Annotated in this window: 25 protein-coding genes; 15 read left to right on the top strand and 10 right to left on the bottom strand. The window is 40.9% G+C overall.

All coding sequences use genetic code 11. The features are described 5' to 3' along the window. Both E2R65_RS03190 and E2R65_RS03195 read right to left on the bottom strand, forming a co-directional pair. Positions 1–834 carry a TlpA family protein disulfide reductase gene (locus tag E2R65_RS03190; protein WP_134335021.1) on the bottom strand — a complete coding sequence of 278 codons (834 nt, stop codon included), beginning with the start codon at positions 832–834 and terminating at the stop codon, positions 1–3. 41 nt (positions 835–875) lie between these two features. Then, a complete protein-coding gene (locus E2R65_RS03195) occupies positions 876–2,240 on the bottom strand; it encodes a Gfo/Idh/MocA family protein (protein WP_134335022.1) in 1,365 nt (454 codons plus the stop codon). A gap of 208 nt (positions 2,241–2,448) precedes the next feature. Between E2R65_RS03195 and E2R65_RS03200 the strand changes: the two genes are divergently transcribed. The 4 genes from E2R65_RS03200 (at position 2,449) to porT (ending at position 5,381) form a co-directional block, all read left to right on the top strand. Next, a complete protein-coding gene (locus E2R65_RS03200) occupies positions 2,449–3,066 on the top strand; it encodes a helix-turn-helix transcriptional regulator (RefSeq protein ID WP_134335023.1) in 618 nt (205 codons plus the stop codon). Beyond that, on the top strand, positions 3,056–3,757 hold the full coding sequence (locus E2R65_RS03205; protein ID WP_134335024.1) for a DUF3307 domain-containing protein: 702 nt from the start codon (positions 3,056–3,058) through the stop codon (positions 3,755–3,757). The genes E2R65_RS03200 and E2R65_RS03205 overlap by 11 nt, the downstream gene beginning before the upstream one ends. A gap of 170 nt (positions 3,758–3,927) precedes the next feature. Next, positions 3,928–4,659, top strand: coding sequence for a bifunctional demethylmenaquinone methyltransferase/2-methoxy-6-polyprenyl-1,4-benzoquinol methylase UbiE (ubiE, locus tag E2R65_RS03210; protein WP_134335025.1), 732 nt, complete (start codon positions 3,928–3,930; stop codon positions 4,657–4,659). Further along, positions 4,656–5,381 (top strand): type IX secretion/gliding motility protein PorT/SprT, encoded by a 726-nt coding sequence (gene porT, locus E2R65_RS03215; RefSeq protein WP_134335026.1) that lies wholly within the window; start codon positions 4,656–4,658, stop codon positions 5,379–5,381. The genes ubiE and porT overlap by 4 nt, the downstream gene beginning before the upstream one ends. A 7-nt stretch (positions 5,382–5,388) precedes the next feature. Here porT and E2R65_RS03220 read toward each other — a convergent pair whose 3' ends face one another. Genes E2R65_RS03220 through E2R65_RS03230 form a run of 3 tightly spaced genes read right to left on the bottom strand, consistent with a single transcriptional unit; the run spans position 5,389 to position 7,211 of the window. Further along, a complete protein-coding gene (locus tag E2R65_RS03220; protein ID WP_134335027.1) occupies positions 5,389–5,892 on the bottom strand; it encodes a GNAT family N-acetyltransferase in 504 nt (167 codons plus the stop codon). A gap of 18 nt (positions 5,893–5,910) precedes the next feature. Next, on the bottom strand, positions 5,911–6,519 hold the full coding sequence (locus E2R65_RS03225) for a hypothetical protein (RefSeq protein WP_134335028.1): 609 nt from the start codon (positions 6,517–6,519) through the stop codon (positions 5,911–5,913). Next, positions 6,519–7,211, bottom strand: a complete 693-nt coding sequence (locus E2R65_RS03230; protein WP_134335029.1) for a S24 family peptidase — start codon at positions 7,209–7,211, stop codon at positions 6,519–6,521. The genes E2R65_RS03225 and E2R65_RS03230 overlap by 1 nt, the downstream gene beginning before the upstream one ends. 200 nt (positions 7,212–7,411) lie before the next feature. On the opposite strand from E2R65_RS03230, the gene E2R65_RS03235 reads away from it, so the two are divergent. Together E2R65_RS03235 and E2R65_RS03240 are read left to right on the top strand one after the other, a co-directional pair. Continuing rightward, complete coding sequence (locus E2R65_RS03235; RefSeq protein WP_134335030.1) at positions 7,412–7,594, top strand: hypothetical protein; 183 nt, start codon at positions 7,412–7,414, stop codon at positions 7,592–7,594. A gap of 45 nt (positions 7,595–7,639) precedes the next feature. Beyond that, positions 7,640–8,053 (top strand): hypothetical protein, encoded by a 414-nt coding sequence (locus tag E2R65_RS03240; RefSeq protein WP_134335031.1) that lies wholly within the window; start codon positions 7,640–7,642, stop codon positions 8,051–8,053. Between the two features lie 112 nt (positions 8,054–8,165). Here E2R65_RS03240 and E2R65_RS03245 read toward each other — a convergent pair whose 3' ends face one another. From E2R65_RS03245 to E2R65_RS03265, 5 genes are all read right to left on the bottom strand, one after another. Next, on the bottom strand, positions 8,166–8,504 hold the full coding sequence (locus E2R65_RS03245) for a hypothetical protein (protein WP_134335032.1): 339 nt from the start codon (positions 8,502–8,504) through the stop codon (positions 8,166–8,168). Positions 8,505–8,591: 87 nt separating this feature from the next. Next, the gene (locus E2R65_RS03250) at positions 8,592–9,827 is read right to left on the bottom strand and encodes a sensor histidine kinase (protein WP_229704603.1); all 1,236 of its coding nucleotides are present in this window, start codon (positions 9,825–9,827) and stop codon (positions 8,592–8,594) included. Between the two features lie 269 nt (positions 9,828–10,096). Then, positions 10,097–10,387 (bottom strand): RNA recognition motif domain-containing protein, encoded by a 291-nt coding sequence (locus E2R65_RS03255; protein WP_134335034.1) that lies wholly within the window; start codon positions 10,385–10,387, stop codon positions 10,097–10,099. A 123-nt stretch (positions 10,388–10,510) separates the two neighbouring features. Continuing rightward, the gene (locus E2R65_RS03260; RefSeq protein WP_134335035.1) at positions 10,511–11,101 is read right to left on the bottom strand and encodes a hypothetical protein; all 591 of its coding nucleotides are present in this window, start codon (positions 11,099–11,101) and stop codon (positions 10,511–10,513) included. A gap of 184 nt (positions 11,102–11,285) precedes the next feature. Then, on the bottom strand, positions 11,286–12,533 hold the full coding sequence (locus tag E2R65_RS03265; protein WP_134335036.1) for a BamA/TamA family outer membrane protein: 1,248 nt from the start codon (positions 12,531–12,533) through the stop codon (positions 11,286–11,288). A gap of 222 nt (positions 12,534–12,755) precedes the next feature. Here E2R65_RS03265 and E2R65_RS03270 point away from each other — a divergent pair, with 222 nt between their 5' ends. From E2R65_RS03270 to E2R65_RS03305, 9 genes are all read left to right on the top strand, one after another. Further along, positions 12,756–13,214, top strand: coding sequence for a terminase small subunit (locus tag E2R65_RS03270; protein ID WP_134335037.1), 459 nt, complete (start codon positions 12,756–12,758; stop codon positions 13,212–13,214). A 148-nt stretch (positions 13,215–13,362) separates the two neighbouring features. Then, positions 13,363–14,553, top strand: coding sequence for a PBSX family phage terminase large subunit (locus E2R65_RS03275; RefSeq protein WP_158285204.1), 1,191 nt, complete (start codon positions 13,363–13,365; stop codon positions 14,551–14,553). Positions 14,554–14,646: 93 nt separating this feature from the next. Beyond that, positions 14,647–14,790 carry a hypothetical protein gene (locus E2R65_RS19560; RefSeq protein ID WP_158285205.1) on the top strand — a complete coding sequence of 48 codons (144 nt, stop codon included), beginning with the start codon at positions 14,647–14,649 and terminating at the stop codon, positions 14,788–14,790. A 477-nt stretch (positions 14,791–15,267) separates the two neighbouring features. After that, a complete protein-coding gene (locus E2R65_RS03280; RefSeq protein ID WP_134335039.1) occupies positions 15,268–15,795 on the top strand; it encodes a hypothetical protein in 528 nt (175 codons plus the stop codon). A gap of 132 nt (positions 15,796–15,927) precedes the next feature. Then, entirely contained in the window at positions 15,928–16,629 is a 702-nt protein-coding gene (locus tag E2R65_RS03285; RefSeq protein ID WP_134335040.1) for a hypothetical protein, read from the top strand. Next, entirely contained in the window at positions 16,572–16,763 is a 192-nt protein-coding gene (locus tag E2R65_RS03290) for a hypothetical protein (protein WP_134335041.1), read from the top strand. The genes E2R65_RS03285 and E2R65_RS03290 overlap by 58 nt, the downstream gene beginning before the upstream one ends. A 97-nt stretch (positions 16,764–16,860) precedes the next feature. After that, positions 16,861–17,301 (top strand): hypothetical protein, encoded by a 441-nt coding sequence (locus E2R65_RS03295; RefSeq protein ID WP_134335042.1) that lies wholly within the window; start codon positions 16,861–16,863, stop codon positions 17,299–17,301. A gap of 215 nt (positions 17,302–17,516) precedes the next feature. Next, positions 17,517–17,993 (top strand): hypothetical protein, encoded by a 477-nt coding sequence (locus E2R65_RS03300; protein WP_134335043.1) that lies wholly within the window; start codon positions 17,517–17,519, stop codon positions 17,991–17,993. After that, complete coding sequence (locus E2R65_RS03305; RefSeq protein WP_134335044.1) at positions 17,993–18,400, top strand: hypothetical protein; 408 nt, start codon at positions 17,993–17,995, stop codon at positions 18,398–18,400. Before E2R65_RS03300 ends, E2R65_RS03305 begins: the two co-directional genes overlap by 1 nt. Positions 18,401–18,482: the final 82 nt, after the last annotated feature.

Here is an 18,482-nt window from a genome sequence, read left to right on the forward strand (position 1 = left end):
TTACTTATTTAAAGCATTATCCAATTGTGCAAACAATACTTTCTGGTCGCTTGGCCTTGCAGCAGCCGGAATATCTACTTCCCCCTGTTTGTTGATAATTAAATAGTGGGGCATTAATACCATAGCCGTATCGTTACCTATTGCATTACGGTAAAGGTTGTTATACTCTTTCTCTTCTAAAAACAGGTGAAAACCCGTTACCCGAAACTTAGCTATTTGTTTTTTCCAGATATATCTGTTGCCACCAGATATGTACAGATAAGCCAAATCACTCCGGTTTTTATAATGCTCTTTTACCGGATGTGTAAAATCATCAAACTCCATTAAACATGGGCCGCAGGTGGTACCCCAAAAATCTACATATACTACTTTGCCTTTAAAATTTTTGCTGATGATACTTTTAAAAGATGTTTCGCCGGCATCAACTGTAATAAAATTTGCCCCGGCCTGAGTATTTACCGTCATTGCAATCAATATCTTCGATGCCATAAACACCGCTATCAGGCCTGCAATGGTTAAAGCAGGATTTAAAAATGATGGTTTTTCTTTTTTAGCAAAAATCATCAGCAGGTAAACACCGATAAATAAAAACAGCAGGCTTAAACCGCCTTTTATTGCCGAAATTTGTACAAGGCTTTGGTTCCTTTCAAATACCCTATCCAATATTCCGGCTTTTTGAGCTTTACTGATATCAGTATGAATTTGTACAATATCTATAATGGGTTCCCGCACCTCTTTTTGCCAGGCCACATAATACTCGCTTATATCTAAAAGCAACATAGGGATAATAGCCAGCAGTATAGCACCTATCCGAAAATGTCTCGATCTGATCATCACATTAAATCCATGTTTGGGCTATATTCATCACTTGCATTTTACTTCGCAACTTTCATTTTTTCCGGGTCCCAAAACATGGGGGTGTTTTTGTAATAGCTATCATTACACAGCAATGCCGGTGCTGCTGCGCGGTATCCAAAAACAGCATCCTCGGTAACTTTACCATTGGTGCGGATAGCGGTGATCCAGTTGTTCATATGGTCGTATGGGCCGCCCAGGTAACCTTTCTCTGCATTAAAGGTAATTTCTTCAGGGGGTAAAATATGCTTGCGGCCAGAGTCGGTTTGCCCCGCCTTGCGCATCTTTTCCAGATAAAAAGGATCATCAGAAGCTATCACCTTATTACGTTTCAGGGTAACGCTATCCCAGGTAATATCCATAGAGCCTTCGCTGCCTACCAGTTTAAGATAGGTAGTGCCGCTGGTACCATCCACAAAGTTGCAGCGTAACGACAGGTTAAAGGCCGGGTGCGAAACCGTTTTGCCGTAATCAAACGTGCCTAATAAAACATCAGGCACTTCGCGGCCATCATTCCAGTAACGCAAGCCGCCCGATGCATAAATTTTATTCGGGCCCATAGAGCCTGTAATAAAATGCAGGCTGCTAAACAGGTGCACAAATAAGTCGCCCGCCATACCTGTACCGTAATCGGTATAATTCCGCCAGCGGAAAAACCGTTTGGAATCATAAGGGCGTTTTTGGGTATTGCTTACGTAGGTTTCCCAATCTACCGTTTGTGCCGATGCATCATCAGGAATGGGGTATTGCCAAACCTCAACAGGTGCCCTGCGCGCCCAAAAGCCCTCGGCATAATTCAGTTCGCCAATGGCACCGCTTTTTAACAATTCGTGGGCTTTCTCGTTCCCTAAAGACGATACCCCCTGGCTCCCCACCTGGAAGATCTTGCCGGTTTCTTTTTGCGCCTTGATCACTGCAGGCCCTTCGGCTACCGAATGTACCATTGGTTTTTCGCAATAAACATGTTTGCCTGCATGCATGGCATCTACAGAAATTTGCTGGTGCCAATGATCGGGCGTGGCTATAATCACGGCATCAATATCCTTTCGGTTTAAGATCTCTTTATAAATTTTAGTGGTATAAATATCTGCTCCCCAACGGGTTTTTGCTTCTTTCAGGCGGCCGTCATAAAGGTCGCACACGGCAACCAACTTTACGCCGGGCACCTGTAAAGCAACAATAGCATCCTGCGTACCCATACCGCCGGCACCTATCAGGGCAATATTTACCTGGTTGTTAGGCCCGTATTGATTATACTTTTGTTTAAGATAATGAAAGCTATGCTTATCTGCTGCCAATAAACCACTGCCTGCAGTTACAGCGGCGGCGGTAGTAGCCAGTTTCTTTATAAAGCCCCTGCGGGATGCTTCAGAATTTTCTTTCATAGTTGGTGCGTTAGGTGTTATTATTGTTAAGTTTAACAGGGCAAGGATGCCGAAAAGTGAAGATATAAATTTTTTAATAATATCTCCAATCATCAGTAGCCAATAAATTTAGCCCATTAAAGCTAATATCAATAAAATTAGCTTTTTAATGCTAATAATTATTATATTAGCCTTATAATGCTAATGCAAAAAATTATAGGCTACTGTTATGAATGCAATATTTACTGCTGATATCGTTAATTCATCATCACTTAACCAACAAGGATTTGATAAACTGATAGGCGATCTTAAAAATCTTTTTAAAACTGATAATAAAGACTTTTACAACGGTGATAGTTTCAGGGTGCTTATAAAACAACCCGGCGACGCGTTGATGCAATGTATAAAAAGCAGATTATTGGCCATCCAATGTTCTGGCCGGTTACGGGTAGACATAAGGGTGAGCATCAATATTGGCAACCTGCAATCAAAGCAAATTGACCTGAGATCAAGTATGGATGAACTTTTAGTACAATCGGGCAGAAGCTTTACGCGGCTGCAAAACACTACACAGCGTTTGTATATTACCGCAGGTGACAAGGATGCCGATTTTACCTATGATATTATTGCTGAATATACCGACACCTTGCTGGAACAAGTAACCGCCAAACAAGCACAAATACTTTTTCTTTTACTATCAGGTAAAACCCAGGTAGAAACAGCCCATCAACTGGCCTTATCAACCGCAACAATAAGCAAGCAGGTAAAGGCCGCGCGATATGATAAAATTAAAAGCGTACTTCATAAATTTGAAGTATTAACCAACCAACTACAGCATGGAAAATAGTGTAATATGGCTGATGAAATTATTACTCGCTCATCTGATAAGCGACTTTTGGTGGCAACCTGCCAAATGGGTTAAGGATAAAGAACAGCGAAAAATAAGATCGAAATATTTGTACCTGCACATTTTGGTTAGCGGTGTTACAGCAATAATGCTTGTAGGCTTTAATTATTGGGTGATTGTGCTGATCATCACCATTATAAACGGCCTGATAGACGTGGCAAAAACTTACGCTAAACCAAGCTTTATTAATTTTATTATAAGCCAGGCACTGCACATTTTAGTTATCGTTATCAGCTGGCTGTTTGTATTTGATGCCAATAGGCCGGCGATGCAAGAGGTGATTGATTTTTATAAAAACAGTAATTTTTGGGCATTTACCTTGGCCGCATTCTTCTTAACCCTGCCCTCATCCATCATTATAGGCCAGGCTACCAAACATTGGGCAGTGCCTGCAGGCTTAAAAAATGCCGGAAAATACATTGGGATAATTGAACGTATTTTAATATGCCTGCTGGTGTACCAAAACCATTATGAAGCTATAGGCTTATTAATAACGGGCAAAAGCATTTTACGCTACAACAGCACTAATGAAGAGGTTAAAACAGAATACCTGCTGATTGGTACATTGCTGAGTTTATTTATAGCCTTTGCCGTTGGGCTGGCGCTTAAACTCATAGTCCATAGTCCATAGTCCATAGTCCATAGTCCATAGTCCATAGTCCATAGTCCATAGTCCATAGTGAGAATACCTTGTTATTACTGATGTTTTAATGAAGGCAAAGTAAATACATTATCATAATTTCACTATCAGCCATCAACTATGTACTATCAACCACAAAAACTTATCTTTGCGCCATACTCATGAGCAAAACCGTAATACCATACCAAAACCAGCAGGGCACCAAAAAAGAGCAGGTAGCCGATATGTTTAACAACATTTCAAAAACTTACGATTTTTTGAACCATTTTATGTCGCTGGGGATAGATATCATCTGGCGTAAGAAGGCTATTAATGAATTAAAAAACGATAAGCCACAATTAATACTGGATGTAGCTACCGGAACAGGTGATTTTGCCTTTGAGGCCCTTAAGATCTTAAAACCCAAAAAAATTGTGGGTGTGGATATTTCTCGCGGGATGCTGGATATTGCCGATCAGAAGATCGCTAAACGCAACCTGGCCGACAAGTTTGAGGTAAAACTTGGCGATTCTGAAAAATTACCTTTTGGAGCCGATGAATTTGATGCCGTTACCGTAGCCTATGGTGTACGCAATTTTGAAAACCTGGAGAAAGGCCTGGCAGATATAAACAGGGTATTAAAACCAGGTGGCAAAGCTGTAGTGCTGGAGTTTTCTAAGCCGAAAAAGTTCCCTGTAAAACAGCTTTATGCGTTTTATTTTAATTACATAACGCCGGGCATAGGCAAGCTTTTTTCTAAAGATGCCAGGGCATATACCTATCTGCCGGAGTCTGTGGCGGCTTTTCCGGATGGCGCAACGTTTACCGGTCTGATGCAAAAAGCCGGCTTTAAAGATACCAAATGCCGCCCTTTAGCGTTTGGTATCTGTTCTATTTACACAGGTATTAAATGATAAAAAGAAGCCTTTTACTACTTATTGTTTTGTTGGGCTGCAGCAACTTTTTGTTTGCCCAGGCATGGGGTGGCGGCGCCGACCAAACAGACCTGAGTTTTGGTTTTTCATTCTCCTACGTACAAAGCAGCTTTAAAATAATTAAACAACCCAACTGGCGCCAGCCTTTTGTAGACCCGGAAACTAATACCAATGTTAGCAGCCCGTTAAACAGTATCAGTTCAAAAAATACACCTGGTTTTGCCGTTGGCTTTTTAACCCGCTACCGCCTAACCGAACATTTAGAGGCCAGAATTACCCCTTCGCTTGTGTTTTCTGACAGAACGGTGAGTTACGCCTACGTTTTGCCAGAGCAGGACGTGATTAAATCGGTACAGGCTACAACAGTTGATTTCCCCTTGCAACTTAAATTAAAATCAGATCGTGTGGGGAATATGCGGGCATACCTGGTGGGCGGCCTGAAATACTCAGGCGCAATCGGCTCTAAGAAAGATGCAGCCAACACCGCCCCTACAGAACGTTTATTGCAGAACGTAAAAGGTTATGCATCTTACGAAGCAGGTTTTGGTTTTGATATCTATTTTGAATATTTTAAATTATCGCCCGAAATTAAATTGACCAATAGCTTCGGCAATATGCTGGTAGCAGAGAATACCCCCTATGCAGTGCCTATTAATAAGCTTACGTTGCATACTTTTATGTTTAGCTTATTTTTTGAATAATACATTGTTAATCCAGCCGTTTTTCAAAACATACAAATTTTAACCCCGGCCTAAATTGCAGCGTGATCTCTCCTTTTAAACTGTAGCCCAATTTTGGGAAAAGCTGCTGCGTGGCATGGTTATGCGAATTGGTATCTATACGCAATGTGTGAATGCCGCGCTGCAGGGCTACCACTTCGGCTTGTTGGAGCAGGTCTGCCGCCAGCCCCCTGCCTCTAAAACGCGGACTAACCGCCAAACGGTGCGTAACAATAGCTTCTTCGCTGATATCTAAACCCACCTGTGCATATTCGGGATATTGCTCGGTAGTGATGGCCGTTACCCCGGCAATCTGGCCGTCAACTTCGGCTACCCAAAGCTGCCCTGCTATAATATCTTCTTCAAAAACCTGTGGGTTGGGGTAGGTATCGTCCCACTGCAAATTACCGGCGGCACGCATAATAGGTACCACATCAGTTATGATCTGCATAATGGCGGGAATATCAGATAAGGTGGCAATACGAATACTCATGATTATTTATTAATTAGGCTAATTTTCTCCTTTACAATATCCTATATAAAATCTTTTTAATCCTTTTTCTTTTGCTATTACTTCCTTATCATGTGGTACTAAATAGCCGCTATCAATCAATAAATTATTGCCTAAAACAGCAGTTGCTTTACTATTATAATTAAGCGTTAATTTATTCCCCTCAAGCTCCCATTTACCGGTAGTCCAATCATTGTAAAAGAAAACACCAGTCCAATGTAGTTCAAACGTTTTGTCTTTTCTAAATTTAATAGAAGCCTGGTTTTGTGTCCCCTCATAACAAGCGCGAAACTTCACATCACTTTCAAAACGTTCTGATGAACCCAATGGCAATAAAACAACAAATAAATAGACCAATAAAGGCAAAAACATCATTGCAATTAACGACTTACGCTGTTTAATAATAGCAACTATTTGTTTAATGCAATTGATAGCTATTGTGATGAATAACCCCGCGATCATTATCTGTGTTATGATCAAAAACCACAAGGGCATTAATTTATCAATATGGTAGTAAAAAAAAGTCAGCAGGGTAAACGCTATCCCAATAATTGCGGCCTTTACAATTGAGCTTTTCAAATCCACTTGTTTGGTACTATCCTGTTTCACTAATGGTTATGCTTTTTATGAATATCCTTCACCAGGCATAACTTTTTAATTTCATCTATGCGGATGGGGAAAGGCGAATATTTTAAGCGGCCGCCAACCATTTCTGTTACATTATCTGAGTGGGCAATCACCTCTTCGGGATTATCGCTGGCCAGCAGGCGTTTGTACATACGGTAATCACCCCACTCTATATAATACACTTCACCGGGTAATATTTTTTTATCGTTGATGATCTTGAGGGCAACCCAGCAACCGTTCTCCAGATATGGGTACATCGAGTGCCCCCACACCGGCAGTGCAAAGTCGCACTCCTCAATCCCCGGGAAATTCATGCGGCCAACCGGATGCGCATCATTAATATCATTATAAACCTCTACACCAGATGCAGTTGCTGTAATTTCGTACATCGGTATTCCTTCCTCTTTTCTGACTACTGCCGGTTTATCAGCACTTTTTTTATTGCCTAAATATTCAGCATACTTTTCCTTAAAAGTCTTCAATTTTTCGGGGTCGATATTCTGCCGGCTCTTAATAATTTCGGTAATAGAACTGGCCGAATTAAAGCTTAATGCCTCGGCTAACTCGCTGTTGTTGTTAAAAGCCCGCCCTCTTAACTGGTTATAAAGTATAATAAACTCCAGAGTTTCAGGCCTTACGGTTTTTATTTTACTTGGTTTTAAAAGCTCGTCCATTTCAATAAAAATAAATTACAGATTTTTCTTTATTTTATTAAAGATATTTCTTTATATTTGTTCATTCGATAATTGCTAATTTAAAACTAATAATCAACAATACAAATAAAGCAGTTACAGAATTTAAAGAATATCCTTTAAGCCTTTCAACGGGCATAAAGAGTTAATAACCCGAATAAAACAGTATTAATAACATTTATATGCACTTAGCCCATTCTGCCCTGCGTACCAAACAAAAAAATGGCAAAAGCCAATTAGCCAACAAAGAACTGGATGAGCGTTATCGGGCCTATTTAACCGCCTGCAATAAATATCAGGCAGAAATTGCAGCCATACAAAAGTATATGCCTGGCTGGCTGCCACCATTTAAGTTAAAAGCTTAAAACTTCTGCTCTCTTTTTACCATGAACCATAAAATAAAAACAGCTATGATAAAAATTACACAAAAACTAAAGGACCAATTATGGTGGCTTATTATTACGGTAGATTACAACTACAGCCGCATTAGTATTGCAGACCACGATCTGACCGAAGACACCCTTACCCTTTGGCTGGAAGATAAGCAAGACTTTAAGAACTCGCTGGAAGAATGCCTGCAGCTTGATATTCCTCTAAAGAACTTTGCCAAGATCATTAAGGCCGAAAACTTAAACAGTTACGAAGGCCAGCGCCTGCATCCCAACAAACAGTTTGTTTATAAAACCCGTGTACAGATCAACGAGGCCATTACCTGGTATCAACAAGACGCTACACTTGCAGAGCAGCAGTGGGCGCGGGAAGCGCTGTTAAAGGCCATTCTTACCCAACTGGTAGAAACAGAAGTTACAGATAAAAACTGGTAGCAATTATGCCAAACAGCATTATAAGCATGATTTTAATTGTAGCATTTATTTGAATCATAAGTGACCCAACCCGCTATGTTAATGAACAAACAATAAAAAATTGGTGATTTTGCTACTTTGTTTTAACCAGTTTTTCCTGTTGCTGATCTGCTTCTGCCAGCTCTTCTACCTCACTTACCGCTTCTGCAGGAGCGGTTGCATAATTAAGCTTACGAAAACGCCAAATGGCGAAGGCAGGTTCCTGGAAACGATTGATCAGTTTGAAAAATTTAGGGAAATTATGCACTTCATCAAGCAGTACACCGGTTACAATGCCGTTATTGTCTAATATTTCGCGGATAGTATATTCTTTATCTTTAGTGATCCAGATCTCAAAGTCACGCCTTATCTCCTCGTTCTTATCAGGATCTATCTTATCATTAATGCAAATCACTTTATCGCCGGGCCTCATAGTAAGTCAAAAGTAAAAAATTCAAAAGTAAAAAGCTGTAATTACTCGATAATAAACTATCCGGATTAAACATAATGTTCTTTCACCTTAACTCCCCGCCGGCATAGAAACAAAGAAAGCAGTACCTTCATCAACGCTGCTCTCTACCCAAATACGGCCGCCTTGCAATTCGGTAAACTCCTTGCAAAGCAACAGACCCAGGCCTACCCCCTTTTCGTTATCGGTACCAAAGGTAGATTGTGCCTGCAGCGAAAAAAGATCTGCCTGTTTCTCGGCACTTATGCCTACACCGTTATCACGGATAATAAGCCAGCACTCGCCACCAATTTGTTTAGCCTTGAAACTGATTTTGCCGTTTGGAGGGGTGAATTTTATCGCATTGCTTATTAAATTCCGGGTTACCAACTGCAACATATCGCTATCAGCTACAATCCGCATATCCCAGTCCAGTTCGGGCACCAGGGTAATTCCCTTCTTCAGTGCTATAGATTTTTCCAGTTCAATGGTATTAAACAAGGCATCACGCAAATTAACATAGCCAAGTTTAACATTTACGCCATCCATTTGTGCTTTTGACCATATCAACAATTTGCCCAGCATATCTATAGTACGGCGGGTAACCTTAAGCAGGTCGCCTTCCACCATCAGTCGTTCGGTAGTTTCCAGTTCATATTCGGTAACCAGTTCCAGATAATTCTGAATATTACTCAACGGTGAGCGCAGGTCATGCGCTATGATAGACATGAGTTTGTTCTTTTCAGAATTGATCCGTTCAAGTTCCTGATTTTGCCGGGTAATATGCCCATTCTGGATAACAATGGCATTTGCCTTGTCTGCCGCCGAACGTTTTTCGTGATCGTAATTACGCCTGAGGTAGGTAATAGTATAATATATTACAATAACTACTACGATATAAGCAGATGTAAGGTCCAGATAACGGCTTTCTCGGCTGTTATAGTTATTAGGTATCCATAAAGGCCTGTAGTACTCAATCAGGTGCATCACCATAATAATAGCCAGGTTTACACCTATCCAAAATTTTTGTTGCTTTTGCGGCACCACGCATATCACTAAAAAAACACAAAGCCCCATCAACAGATCTGTAGGGCCATAAGTACCGGAATTATAGATAAAATTAGTGGCAAATAACAGGTTGCCTATGGTAATGAATACGGTAATGGTTGATTTAGCCTTACGCTTATAGCGCGACAAGTAATAAAGCCCGGAAAATATAATAAGCGTTACCAGGCTTATTAAAGCAATAAAGGGCAAACCAATTATATAGTTAAACGGAACGTTATATGCCAGGGCGATAATAGCCAAAAGGCAAAGAGAATGAAAGATCCTAAATTCCAACGGGAACTCGCTGGTGGAGCCTGTGAGCTTTAACCATAGCCTGTTTATATTTCCAAATAGGCGCAATTTGTTAATAGTTTAGGATTTGACAAGGATACAAATAATTTTTAAGAGCAACGCCGGTAGGCTAAAAAACTTTCTTAAAAAAATAAATATTATCATACTTAAAAACACAGGCACAAAAAAAGCCGGGCAAACCCAGCTTTTATATCCAATTTAAAGAAATATCATAAGGCTTAATTACGGCTAAAACCGCCTTTGCCACCACCACCGTTAAAACCAGGGCCTTTATCCTCTGCGATGTTAACTGTTATGCGTTTGCCATAATAGCTTTGTCCGTTCATGCAACGAATGGCTTCTTTGGCCTCATCTTCGTTTACCATTTCTACAAAACCAAAACCCCTGCTCTCTTTTGTCTCACGGTCCTTAACAATTCTTAGGGACTTAACCGGCCCAAAATCACCAAAAACCGCATTTAGTTCGGCCTCGCTTACTTCTAACGGAAGGCCTCCAATAAATACTTTCATTAATCTCCTTTTGTTTTTTGTAAAGGTATGCAAAAAAGCCCGATTTTTAGCTTTATAATGGTGATTGGCTTAAGCAGAATACGTTTTTTACACTAAGGTGTCATTACGACACAGCAGTGGCAATTACTGCTTTTTGAGCTTTAGATCAAAGGTACCCTCCACCCGGTACAAGGATGAATTGGGTTCATCATCTTTAGACAGAAAAGTGAAAAAGTTGCCTTTAGCGAGCATATCCTTTTGGCGGTACTGAACCAGGTTTATCTTTCCTGCGTCGCCCGGTTCGGCGTATTGTGTTAGGGTGAATTGTTTGGTATGCATTACATCGGCCATCATTAACAACTGGCCGCCGGCAACAGGTTTAGTAAGGCTATCGGTAGCGGTACCCTTTGAGCTTACCCCAAAGCTTAAAGTATGCGCCTTGTTAATGGCGGTTATGCCAAAATAACGGTTACCGCCAACACTCATGTTCACAAACGCAACCGAGTCTTTTGAAGCATCAAACGTGTAGGTAGAATCTTGCATGGTAATGGTAAGCGTACCTGCTGTAGCCAGGAAATTATCCGGTGAGGATGTGCTGATAACGCTGTCGGCGCTCAGGGCTATTTTCTTTTGATCTATTGCCTGTTCGCCGGTATCTTTCTGGCATGCGGTTGCCAGCACCGAAAGGAGCAGCACAAGCGAAACATACCAGGGAGTAAACCGTTTTGAATGCATAGGTAAATGGATGCTATAAATCTACAAAATAATTATTTTTAATTATGCACTGCGCAACCTTTTAACCTAATTATTTAACACTTTTTAACAATACTAATTATACGTACAAAAAAGTGCAAAGGTTTGCCTGCTTTGTTAAAAAAGGCCATATTATTTTCACACAGGTTTACTGCCCGGCTTAAACTTAAAATATTTCGCCAACGGTTACAAAAACACCTTTAGAATGCTGGTTACCCATACCATAATCTACTGCGATATTGGTTTTTGATACCTTGTTTAATTTGATACGCATCCCTGCGCCATAACCCGGCTGTATGCCCTGCAGATCAGTGCCCGGTGCGCCCGAAAACGATTCGGCATTTACAAAGGCCACACCGCCCAGCAGGCCGTTGTGCGTGATCCGGTAACGGTATTCGCTTTCCAGATAAACCATCTGCGCCCCCCTAAACCTGCCCTGTATATAGCCCCTGCCGGTGCCATTGTACTGGTCCCAGGTGTTGGCGGGCAAGTCCAGGTAAGGTGGTTTTCCGTTCAGCACCAGCCAGTTATAACTCCAAAAGGCAATAACATTATTTGATGAGGCCGGGAAATGGTAATACTTACGCACATCGATCACTAATGATGTCCAGGGCGAAGTGCTCCCCAAAAAGGATTTATTATCCCTGAATTGCACCCCGGCATAAAAGCCCTTGCCCGGGCTGATAGAATTATCGCGCAGATCTATCAAAGCGTTTAATGTGATGCCAGATGATACCGTGCTTGCACTTTCGCCATACCGCGCATAGTCGGATACGCTGCCATCGGGATTCCCCTTTTCGCTTACGTTATAATGCTTATCAAAAATAAAACCTGCGCCGGCATACAGGTTACCCACAATGCGGGTAAGCACGGTTTCATAAAAGCGTACCAGGGTGTAATCCATCGGGTTTTCGTTGGCTGTTTTTGAATCCGACCCTAAACCGAACGTGCTCTGCGGATATTTATAATATTTAAAATCGCCTATAAAATTATATTTGTCGCCCGCTGTCCAGATATTAGATTGTACCGGGATGATGATCTGCTTGTTTTGCGTATAGGCCGAATTGGAAGATATGGTAGAGATGCGGGAGTTACCCGCTACACGGAATGCAACATTACCGGATAATGTTACTGCCAGTTTGGTTTGCAGGGTATAACCCACAGCAGGCAAAACAGAAAAAACGGGCTTAGTGCCTATTACCGTGGTGCCTTTATTGGTAACCGTTCCCTTTTTGTTAAATACCGCCCTTATTACATCATAAAGATCCTTTTGCGCCAGCGTATCCTGGTGGGTAACTACCAGCGTATCATTCAAACGGCTTTGGGTTAGTTTTAAAGTACTGGGCTTATCCTGCGCATGCAATAGGGCAACCGGCAGCAATATAAGGGCTACCAGCAATGTAGCTAATTTCATTTTAGGGGTATTTTTGGGTAACGGCAACAACGCTGTAAAGGTAAAAAGTTTTATAAGCAGTAGACTTTAACCTATGCCCGCCTGTTACAAAACCACGAATTATAAATTTGAAATGATAATTGTAAAGAAATTTCTTTAAATAACTTGTGTAATTAAAGAAATAGTCGTATATTTGTATATACAAAATGCCAACCGGCATAAAATACATTAAGCGCCATTTTCATGAAACAACTTAAAACCATTAAAGCATTCAGAGCGCGAATTGCCCGCTATTTTAGCGCTATACAAGGGGAGTATCATATAGAAAAAGTACCGGCCAGGAATGCGAAAGACAAAACCGACCTTATTGACCAGAAAGTTTGGGACCGCGAGCCGGAGCCTGCTACCCTATCCGGGTTAGCATTAGCCCTGGGATTTACCAGCATAAGCGAACTGGAAGCTTATGAACGCGACGGTAAGTTTGCAAAACTTGCCAAAAAGGCCCGGTTAAAAGTAGAAGCCGAATACGAAAAAAAGCTTCATTATCAATCATCAACCGGGGCCATATTTTTTTTGAAGAACCTGGGCTGGAATGAAAAAGCCGATGACTTTTTAAAAGAACTGCCTAAAACAGTAACGATAGAAATTATTGATTCGGGCCCGGGGCTGGCTTCTAATGAAAAAGATGTACGGATAGATTAACCGGCCTTTTTTACCCGAATTTGCCCCCCAAACTGCCCGGCAGCAGTGGCTACCCGCTCAAGCCACATCCGGAAGAAACTTACATAGCTTATCTTATATATCAGGCTGTATGCATCCTAAAACTACTATCTTATTTAAACATAATTATATGGCTACGGCTAATGTGGTTATCAACCAGGGCGGCACCAGTTCTGGCAAAACCTACGCTATTGAGCAGGTATTGTTTTGCCTGGCCGCAGCTAATCCAAAGCAGGTAATTACCGTGGTGGGGCAGGATATGCCTAACCTTAAATCGGGCGCCTTGCGCGATGCGCACCACATTTATGATGCATCTGCCCTGCTGCAGCGCCTGGTAAAAAATTATCATATCAGCAACCGGATCTATGAATTTTATAACGGCAGTATCATTGAATTTAAAAGTTACGAAAACGCGCAGGATGCCAAAAGCGGTAAGCGCGATTACCTTTTTGTGAACGAAGCCAATGGTATTGCCTGGGATGTGTACACCGAACTGGCCCTGCGTACCAAAAAACGGATCTATATAGATTATAACCCCAACACCGGCTTTTGGGTGCACGAAAAACTGATAGGCAAACCCGGTGTACAGCTTTTAATATCCGACCATCGGCACAACCCTTTTGCAGATGCCCCGCTAAGGGCTAAAATAGAAGCCCTGAAAAACGAAGACCTGGAACTTTGGAAAGTTTATGCCCGCGGCCTTACCGGTAAAATAAGCGGCCTGGTATTCAATAACTGGCATGTTTGCGAACAAATACCGCCGGATGCCGGGCTGATAGCCGCCGGCCTTGATTTTGGCTTCACTATTGATGAAACCGGCTGCCTGCTGGTGTATAAGCAAAACGGCGAATTGTGGATAGAGGAACTGTTTTATGAAACCGGCCTTACCAATACGGATATAGCCGCCAGGTTACGGCAGCATCGCATCGGCAAAGCTACCGAGATCATAGCCGATAGCGCCGAACCTAAATCGATAGAAGAACTGAAACGGCAGGGCTGGTTTGTTACGGGCGCCAAAAAGGGTGCAGACAGCGTTGCCCATTCCATAGATATCCTGAAAAGATATAAGCTGAACGTTACCCGCAACAGCGTAAACCTGCGCAAAGAACTGGGCAAGTACAGGTGGAAAACCGACCAAAACGGCAAAACCATTAACCAACCGATAGATAGCTGCAACCACCTGATAGACCCGCTGCGGTATGTAGCGCTCAACAAGCTAAACACCAAAAGCGGTATGGGCATCAAAAGCAGGCTGCCGGCCCCCCCGCCCCCTGAAGGGGGAGTTTTAGAAGAACTGCTGGGTTACCCCATAATCCCCTGAAGCGGGTACGGAATTTTACCAACTTATCCCTGTATTAATATTTCAATCAAAAGCTCCCCCTTCAGGGGGTTGGGGGGCTCCGGCTAATAAAATATGATAGAAAGAACATTGATAACCACACGCGGCAAACTGCGGGTAAGTATTCCCTCGCAATTAAACGAAGTAACGCTTGTACAAATGATAAACATAGCTGTTAATAAAAGCGACAAAAGACAGGCAATAATTAATTACAATTAAATTGCAATTTATAATAATTCTCAATAAAGGCATTAAAGCTTATTTAAAGACTTTTAAGGCATAACTTTATTATTACATATAGTTACATTATAAATGCAACAGAACTGTTTAAAACGTTTATAATTGCTTCTATTGGCAAGTGTAAAGGTCCATGCTTATTATTTGAAAACACATTTGCAATAATCAATATATGTAGATGCATTACAAGCTGTTACATTATATGAAACATTTAGTTATGTTTGCAAGTATTAGTACTATTAATAGCATTAGCACTAACAACAACAACAATAAAAACTCTGACACATGGGTGGGTTTATCAATAAATCTTACGTACAAATACTTCATGATTATAAGCATAGCACCACAGCATATAATGGCGGTAAGTTATCTTTAGTTAAAAAGTCAAATTTGGTTCGTATCACACTCGAAGAAATTAATTCTATTAGACCTTCTGTTTACAAATATCTGCTCCCATAAGTGTTTGATAAACCTTACCGTTTTTGTAAAGTAGGTTCAGATAAAGCACATAACAAAAAACATCTTAAAGAAGTTATTACTTATAGTTTCAGATCTGGAATCTATTACCTTGTAGAGGTAGAAGTTTATACTGATGATATTTATATTATAAAATATTATCTAAAAAAACACAAAAACAACCCCCTAAAGTATAATTTACTTACCGGCGAAAACAAGTGTTCAAGGATTATATCAACCTGTATTAGAATAATGCTCTCTATCTACACCCAAAATAAACAAGCTAGCTTTGGTTTTTTAGGAGCTACTATTATAAAAGGTGATTTCGAAGAGGCTAAACAGGAAACAAAAAGATTTACAGTCTATAAAAGCGCTGTTATACGCTTATTCGGAGTAGAAACATTTACGCACCATCGAGATTCTGAACATAGTACCTATCTAATGGTAAACAACAGAAATAAGGATATCGATGCTATAAAAGACAAAGCTAAAAAAATGTTTGAGGAGATATTCCCTTCTTTGGATAGCTAACCCATTTGTCCCAACTGGTATATAGTTACCCTCCCTAAAGGTTAACAGAATTTATATTCAACTTATCCCTGTATTAATATTTCAATCAAAAGCTCCCCCTTCAGGGGGTTGGGGGGCTCCGGCTAATAAAATATGATAGAAAGAACATTGATAACCACACGCGGCAAACTGCGGGTAAGTATTCCCTCGCAATTAAACGAAGTAACATTGGGCCAGATGATGGCCCTGCAGGATAAACCCGACCTGGGCGACCTGGATGCGATCAGCATCCTGTCGGGCGTACCGGTAACCGATCTGCAATCGGTAAAGGATGCAGGCGAATTTATGGTTTTTGCCGATGCCGTGCTTGCCTTATCGCAACAGATAAAGTACCTGTACAACAGCGATGACATTCCAAAAAAAGTAAGTTTTGCTATTGATGGCAAAGGCATTACGGTAAAAGTGATCAATAATCTGTCTGTAGAACCTGCAGGCGCCTTTATGGCCGCGCGGGATGTGATTGCAGATGAAATTGCCGAACACATTAAAATTTATGGTGAAGATAACTGGCAGGATTACTTTAACCCCTCGCTAACGGCCTGCTGCAAGGTTTTGGCTCATTATTTTTACTGCCTGGTAACCGGCAAACAATATGATGAATACGCGGCGGCTGCATTTACAGAAACCGTTAAAAAACTAAGGGTAACGGAGGCGCTGCCCATAGCCAAACATTTTTTTATGAGCTATCCAAACTTATCGAAACCGAAAACAGGCTTTTGGCATCTGCTGCTACAGCTTTGGAGAAACGTGCGGGCGTACATGCGTTTGAAAAGTTCAGGTACATCAACACCGTAAATGCCCTTGCCGGCGGCGATATCACTAAATGGAACCAAATACTGGCCATGCCGTACGAACGCATCCTTACCAAACTGCTTCTAAACAAAACCGAAGCCGAGTATCAGAAAAGGTATGGCGAATTAGCCCCCTAACCCCCTGAAGGGGGAACAAAATTTACGATAAACTTATCCCTGTAAGTAATTTCAATTCAAAAAGCTCCCCCTTCAGGGGGTTGGGGGCTTCACCTATATGCGCAATCAAATAGAAGCTATCACCCAAACCCTTAACGCCGCCCCTGCTTTTTTATACGGCACCGAAAAAGAATTGAACACCCTTGCAGATAATGCAAACTTCCCCTGCGTGTTTATGTACCCTATGCAGCCCATTGTGGTATCGCCGCAGGTAAACGGCTCGGTAAATAACGTTTTTACTTTATACCTGGAGTTTTTGTATAAAACTGAGTTTGGGCAATTCACTGCCGAAAACGAAACCTATGTGCAGCAGGCCCTGCGCATGGCCAACCAGTTTATAGTAAAAGCCGGTAAATACCGCGATGGCGAAGGCCGCTATTTCCGCATTAAAGCAGGCGAGAAAGCCAAATGTGTACCCGTTTATAACAAGTTTGATGTAAATACAACAGGCGTAGGCTTAACGGTAACATTAAATACTATGTATTACGATGTGTATTAAACATAGTTCATAGCTTTCTTGTAAATTATATCCTGTAAAAAATCCTCGTAGACGAGTAACCAGCTTGCCAAGATCAATGAGAAATTGATTCCTTTTAATGGATATTTAAACATGACTTTCGTACATGAAAATAAATCTATAAGTTTGCACACATTTTTCAATAATTTTTTGTTTATAATTGTAAACAGCAAAAAGTCGAAATTGCCAACAACGCCATGAGTACCGTAACAGCCTCCGCCACCTCACCGAGCACTAACACTGACGGGTTTGTTCACTTTGTGCTTGACCAAATAAAAAGCACAGCTGAACATTCAAAAGAACTGCTATCCTCTGGCGCTAAAACGGGGCTTGCTCAACTTATTGAGCAATTGGCCATAGATCCATTAACATTTAACATTGATGCCTTAAAAAGATATCACGCTGAGTTATTAAAATATGTTGACATCTATGTTGTAGCTTACATGCGAACAAAGCAAACTTTTATTAATAAGCTGTACAAATATTCTACAACCACAGGCATTAATTATTTTATGGTCTTAAATGAAGACAATACGGAAAACAGAGAAGTATTTTTTCAGTTATTAGATCATTATGAAAACTTAAAAATAAATGCTGTACTTCCTATAAACGTTTCCTTTCTTCCAAAAGAAGCTGTAGGTCAAATTGATGTTGAAGAGATTGCTTTAGTTTAATGAACGAATATCATCAGCAAGCTATACACAATAAAAATTTCTTAGAGTGTATTAAGTCCAACTATCCTTCTAAATTTTACGACTGGAAAATAACAGTTATATTTTATATAGCTATTCATTTGCTAAAAGCGCTTGGTAAGAAAAGGAACACTCTCATAGGTGAAAGCCATTATGATATTTTTAATAATTTTGACCCTGGCCGTACTGCAAAACCTGTAACAACAATTCCACCTGAAATTTGGACAACATATAAAAGGCTGTATAAATACTCAAAAAGTTCAAGATATGATGGAATTGCGAATCAGTCAATACGTGATTTGGCATTAAAAGCTGATTACGATGAGGTGGTTAAACTGAAAGCTGAGTATTGCCAATATATGGATAGCCAGCATCTGAGATTGGTATAATTAATTTCTTCTTTTGATGATAATATTACGCTCAGTAATATTATATCTTTCCAAAACATTCTCAAGCATCATAGCTTCTGCG

It is taken from the genome of Mucilaginibacter phyllosphaerae, from assembly GCF_004378255.1.
Classification (GTDB): domain Bacteria; phylum Bacteroidota; class Bacteroidia; order Sphingobacteriales; family Sphingobacteriaceae; genus Mucilaginibacter; species Mucilaginibacter phyllosphaerae.

What these genes read in the sequence shown, in the direction of transcription:
- E2R65_RS03255 (WP_134335034.1), bottom strand. Translation starts at nt 10,387, where the DNA reads ATGAAAGTATTTATTGGAGGCCTTCCGTTAGAAGTAAGCGAGGCCGAA.
- E2R65_RS03195 (WP_134335022.1), bottom strand. Translation starts at nt 2,240, where the DNA reads ATGAAAGAAAATTCTGAAGCATCCCGCAGGGGCTTTATAAAGAAACTG.
- E2R65_RS03295 (WP_134335042.1), top strand. Translation starts at nt 16,861, where the DNA reads ATGCGCAATCAAATAGAAGCTATCACCCAAACCCTTAACGCCGCCCCT.
- E2R65_RS03245 (WP_134335032.1), bottom strand. Translation starts at nt 8,504, where the DNA reads ATGAGGCCCGGCGATAAAGTGATTTGCATTAATGATAAGATAGATCCT.
- E2R65_RS03260 (WP_134335035.1), bottom strand. Translation starts at nt 11,101, where the DNA reads ATGCATTCAAAACGGTTTACTCCCTGGTATGTTTCGCTTGTGCTGCTC.
- E2R65_RS03305 (WP_134335044.1), top strand. Translation starts at nt 17,993, where the DNA reads ATGAACGAATATCATCAGCAAGCTATACACAATAAAAATTTCTTAGAG.
- E2R65_RS03275 (WP_158285204.1), top strand. Translation starts at nt 13,363, where the DNA reads ATGGCTACGGCTAATGTGGTTATCAACCAGGGCGGCACCAGTTCTGGC.
- E2R65_RS03270 (WP_134335037.1), top strand. Translation starts at nt 12,756, where the DNA reads ATGAAACAACTTAAAACCATTAAAGCATTCAGAGCGCGAATTGCCCGC.
- E2R65_RS03230 (WP_134335029.1), bottom strand. Translation starts at nt 7,211, where the DNA reads ATGGACGAGCTTTTAAAACCAAGTAAAATAAAAACCGTAAGGCCTGAA.
- E2R65_RS03300 (WP_134335043.1), top strand. Translation starts at nt 17,517, where the DNA reads ATGAGTACCGTAACAGCCTCCGCCACCTCACCGAGCACTAACACTGAC.
- E2R65_RS03265 (WP_134335036.1), bottom strand. Translation starts at nt 12,533, where the DNA reads ATGAAATTAGCTACATTGCTGGTAGCCCTTATATTGCTGCCGGTTGCC.
- E2R65_RS03200 (WP_134335023.1), top strand. Translation starts at nt 2,449, where the DNA reads ATGAATGCAATATTTACTGCTGATATCGTTAATTCATCATCACTTAAC.
- E2R65_RS03220 (WP_134335027.1), bottom strand. Translation starts at nt 5,892, where the DNA reads ATGAGTATTCGTATTGCCACCTTATCTGATATTCCCGCCATTATGCAG.
- porT (WP_134335026.1), top strand. Translation starts at nt 4,656, where the DNA reads ATGATAAAAAGAAGCCTTTTACTACTTATTGTTTTGTTGGGCTGCAGC.
- E2R65_RS03190 (WP_134335021.1), bottom strand. Translation starts at nt 834, where the DNA reads ATGATCAGATCGAGACATTTTCGGATAGGTGCTATACTGCTGGCTATT.
- E2R65_RS03205 (WP_134335024.1), top strand. Translation starts at nt 3,056, where the DNA reads ATGGAAAATAGTGTAATATGGCTGATGAAATTATTACTCGCTCATCTG.
- E2R65_RS03240 (WP_134335031.1), top strand. Translation starts at nt 7,640, where the DNA reads ATGATAAAAATTACACAAAAACTAAAGGACCAATTATGGTGGCTTATT.
- E2R65_RS19560 (WP_158285205.1), top strand. Translation starts at nt 14,647, where the DNA reads ATGATAGAAAGAACATTGATAACCACACGCGGCAAACTGCGGGTAAGT.
- E2R65_RS03235 (WP_134335030.1), top strand. Translation starts at nt 7,412, where the DNA reads ATGCACTTAGCCCATTCTGCCCTGCGTACCAAACAAAAAAATGGCAAA.
- ubiE (WP_134335025.1), top strand. Translation starts at nt 3,928, where the DNA reads ATGAGCAAAACCGTAATACCATACCAAAACCAGCAGGGCACCAAAAAA.
- E2R65_RS03285 (WP_134335040.1), top strand. Translation starts at nt 15,928, where the DNA reads ATGATAGAAAGAACATTGATAACCACACGCGGCAAACTGCGGGTAAGT.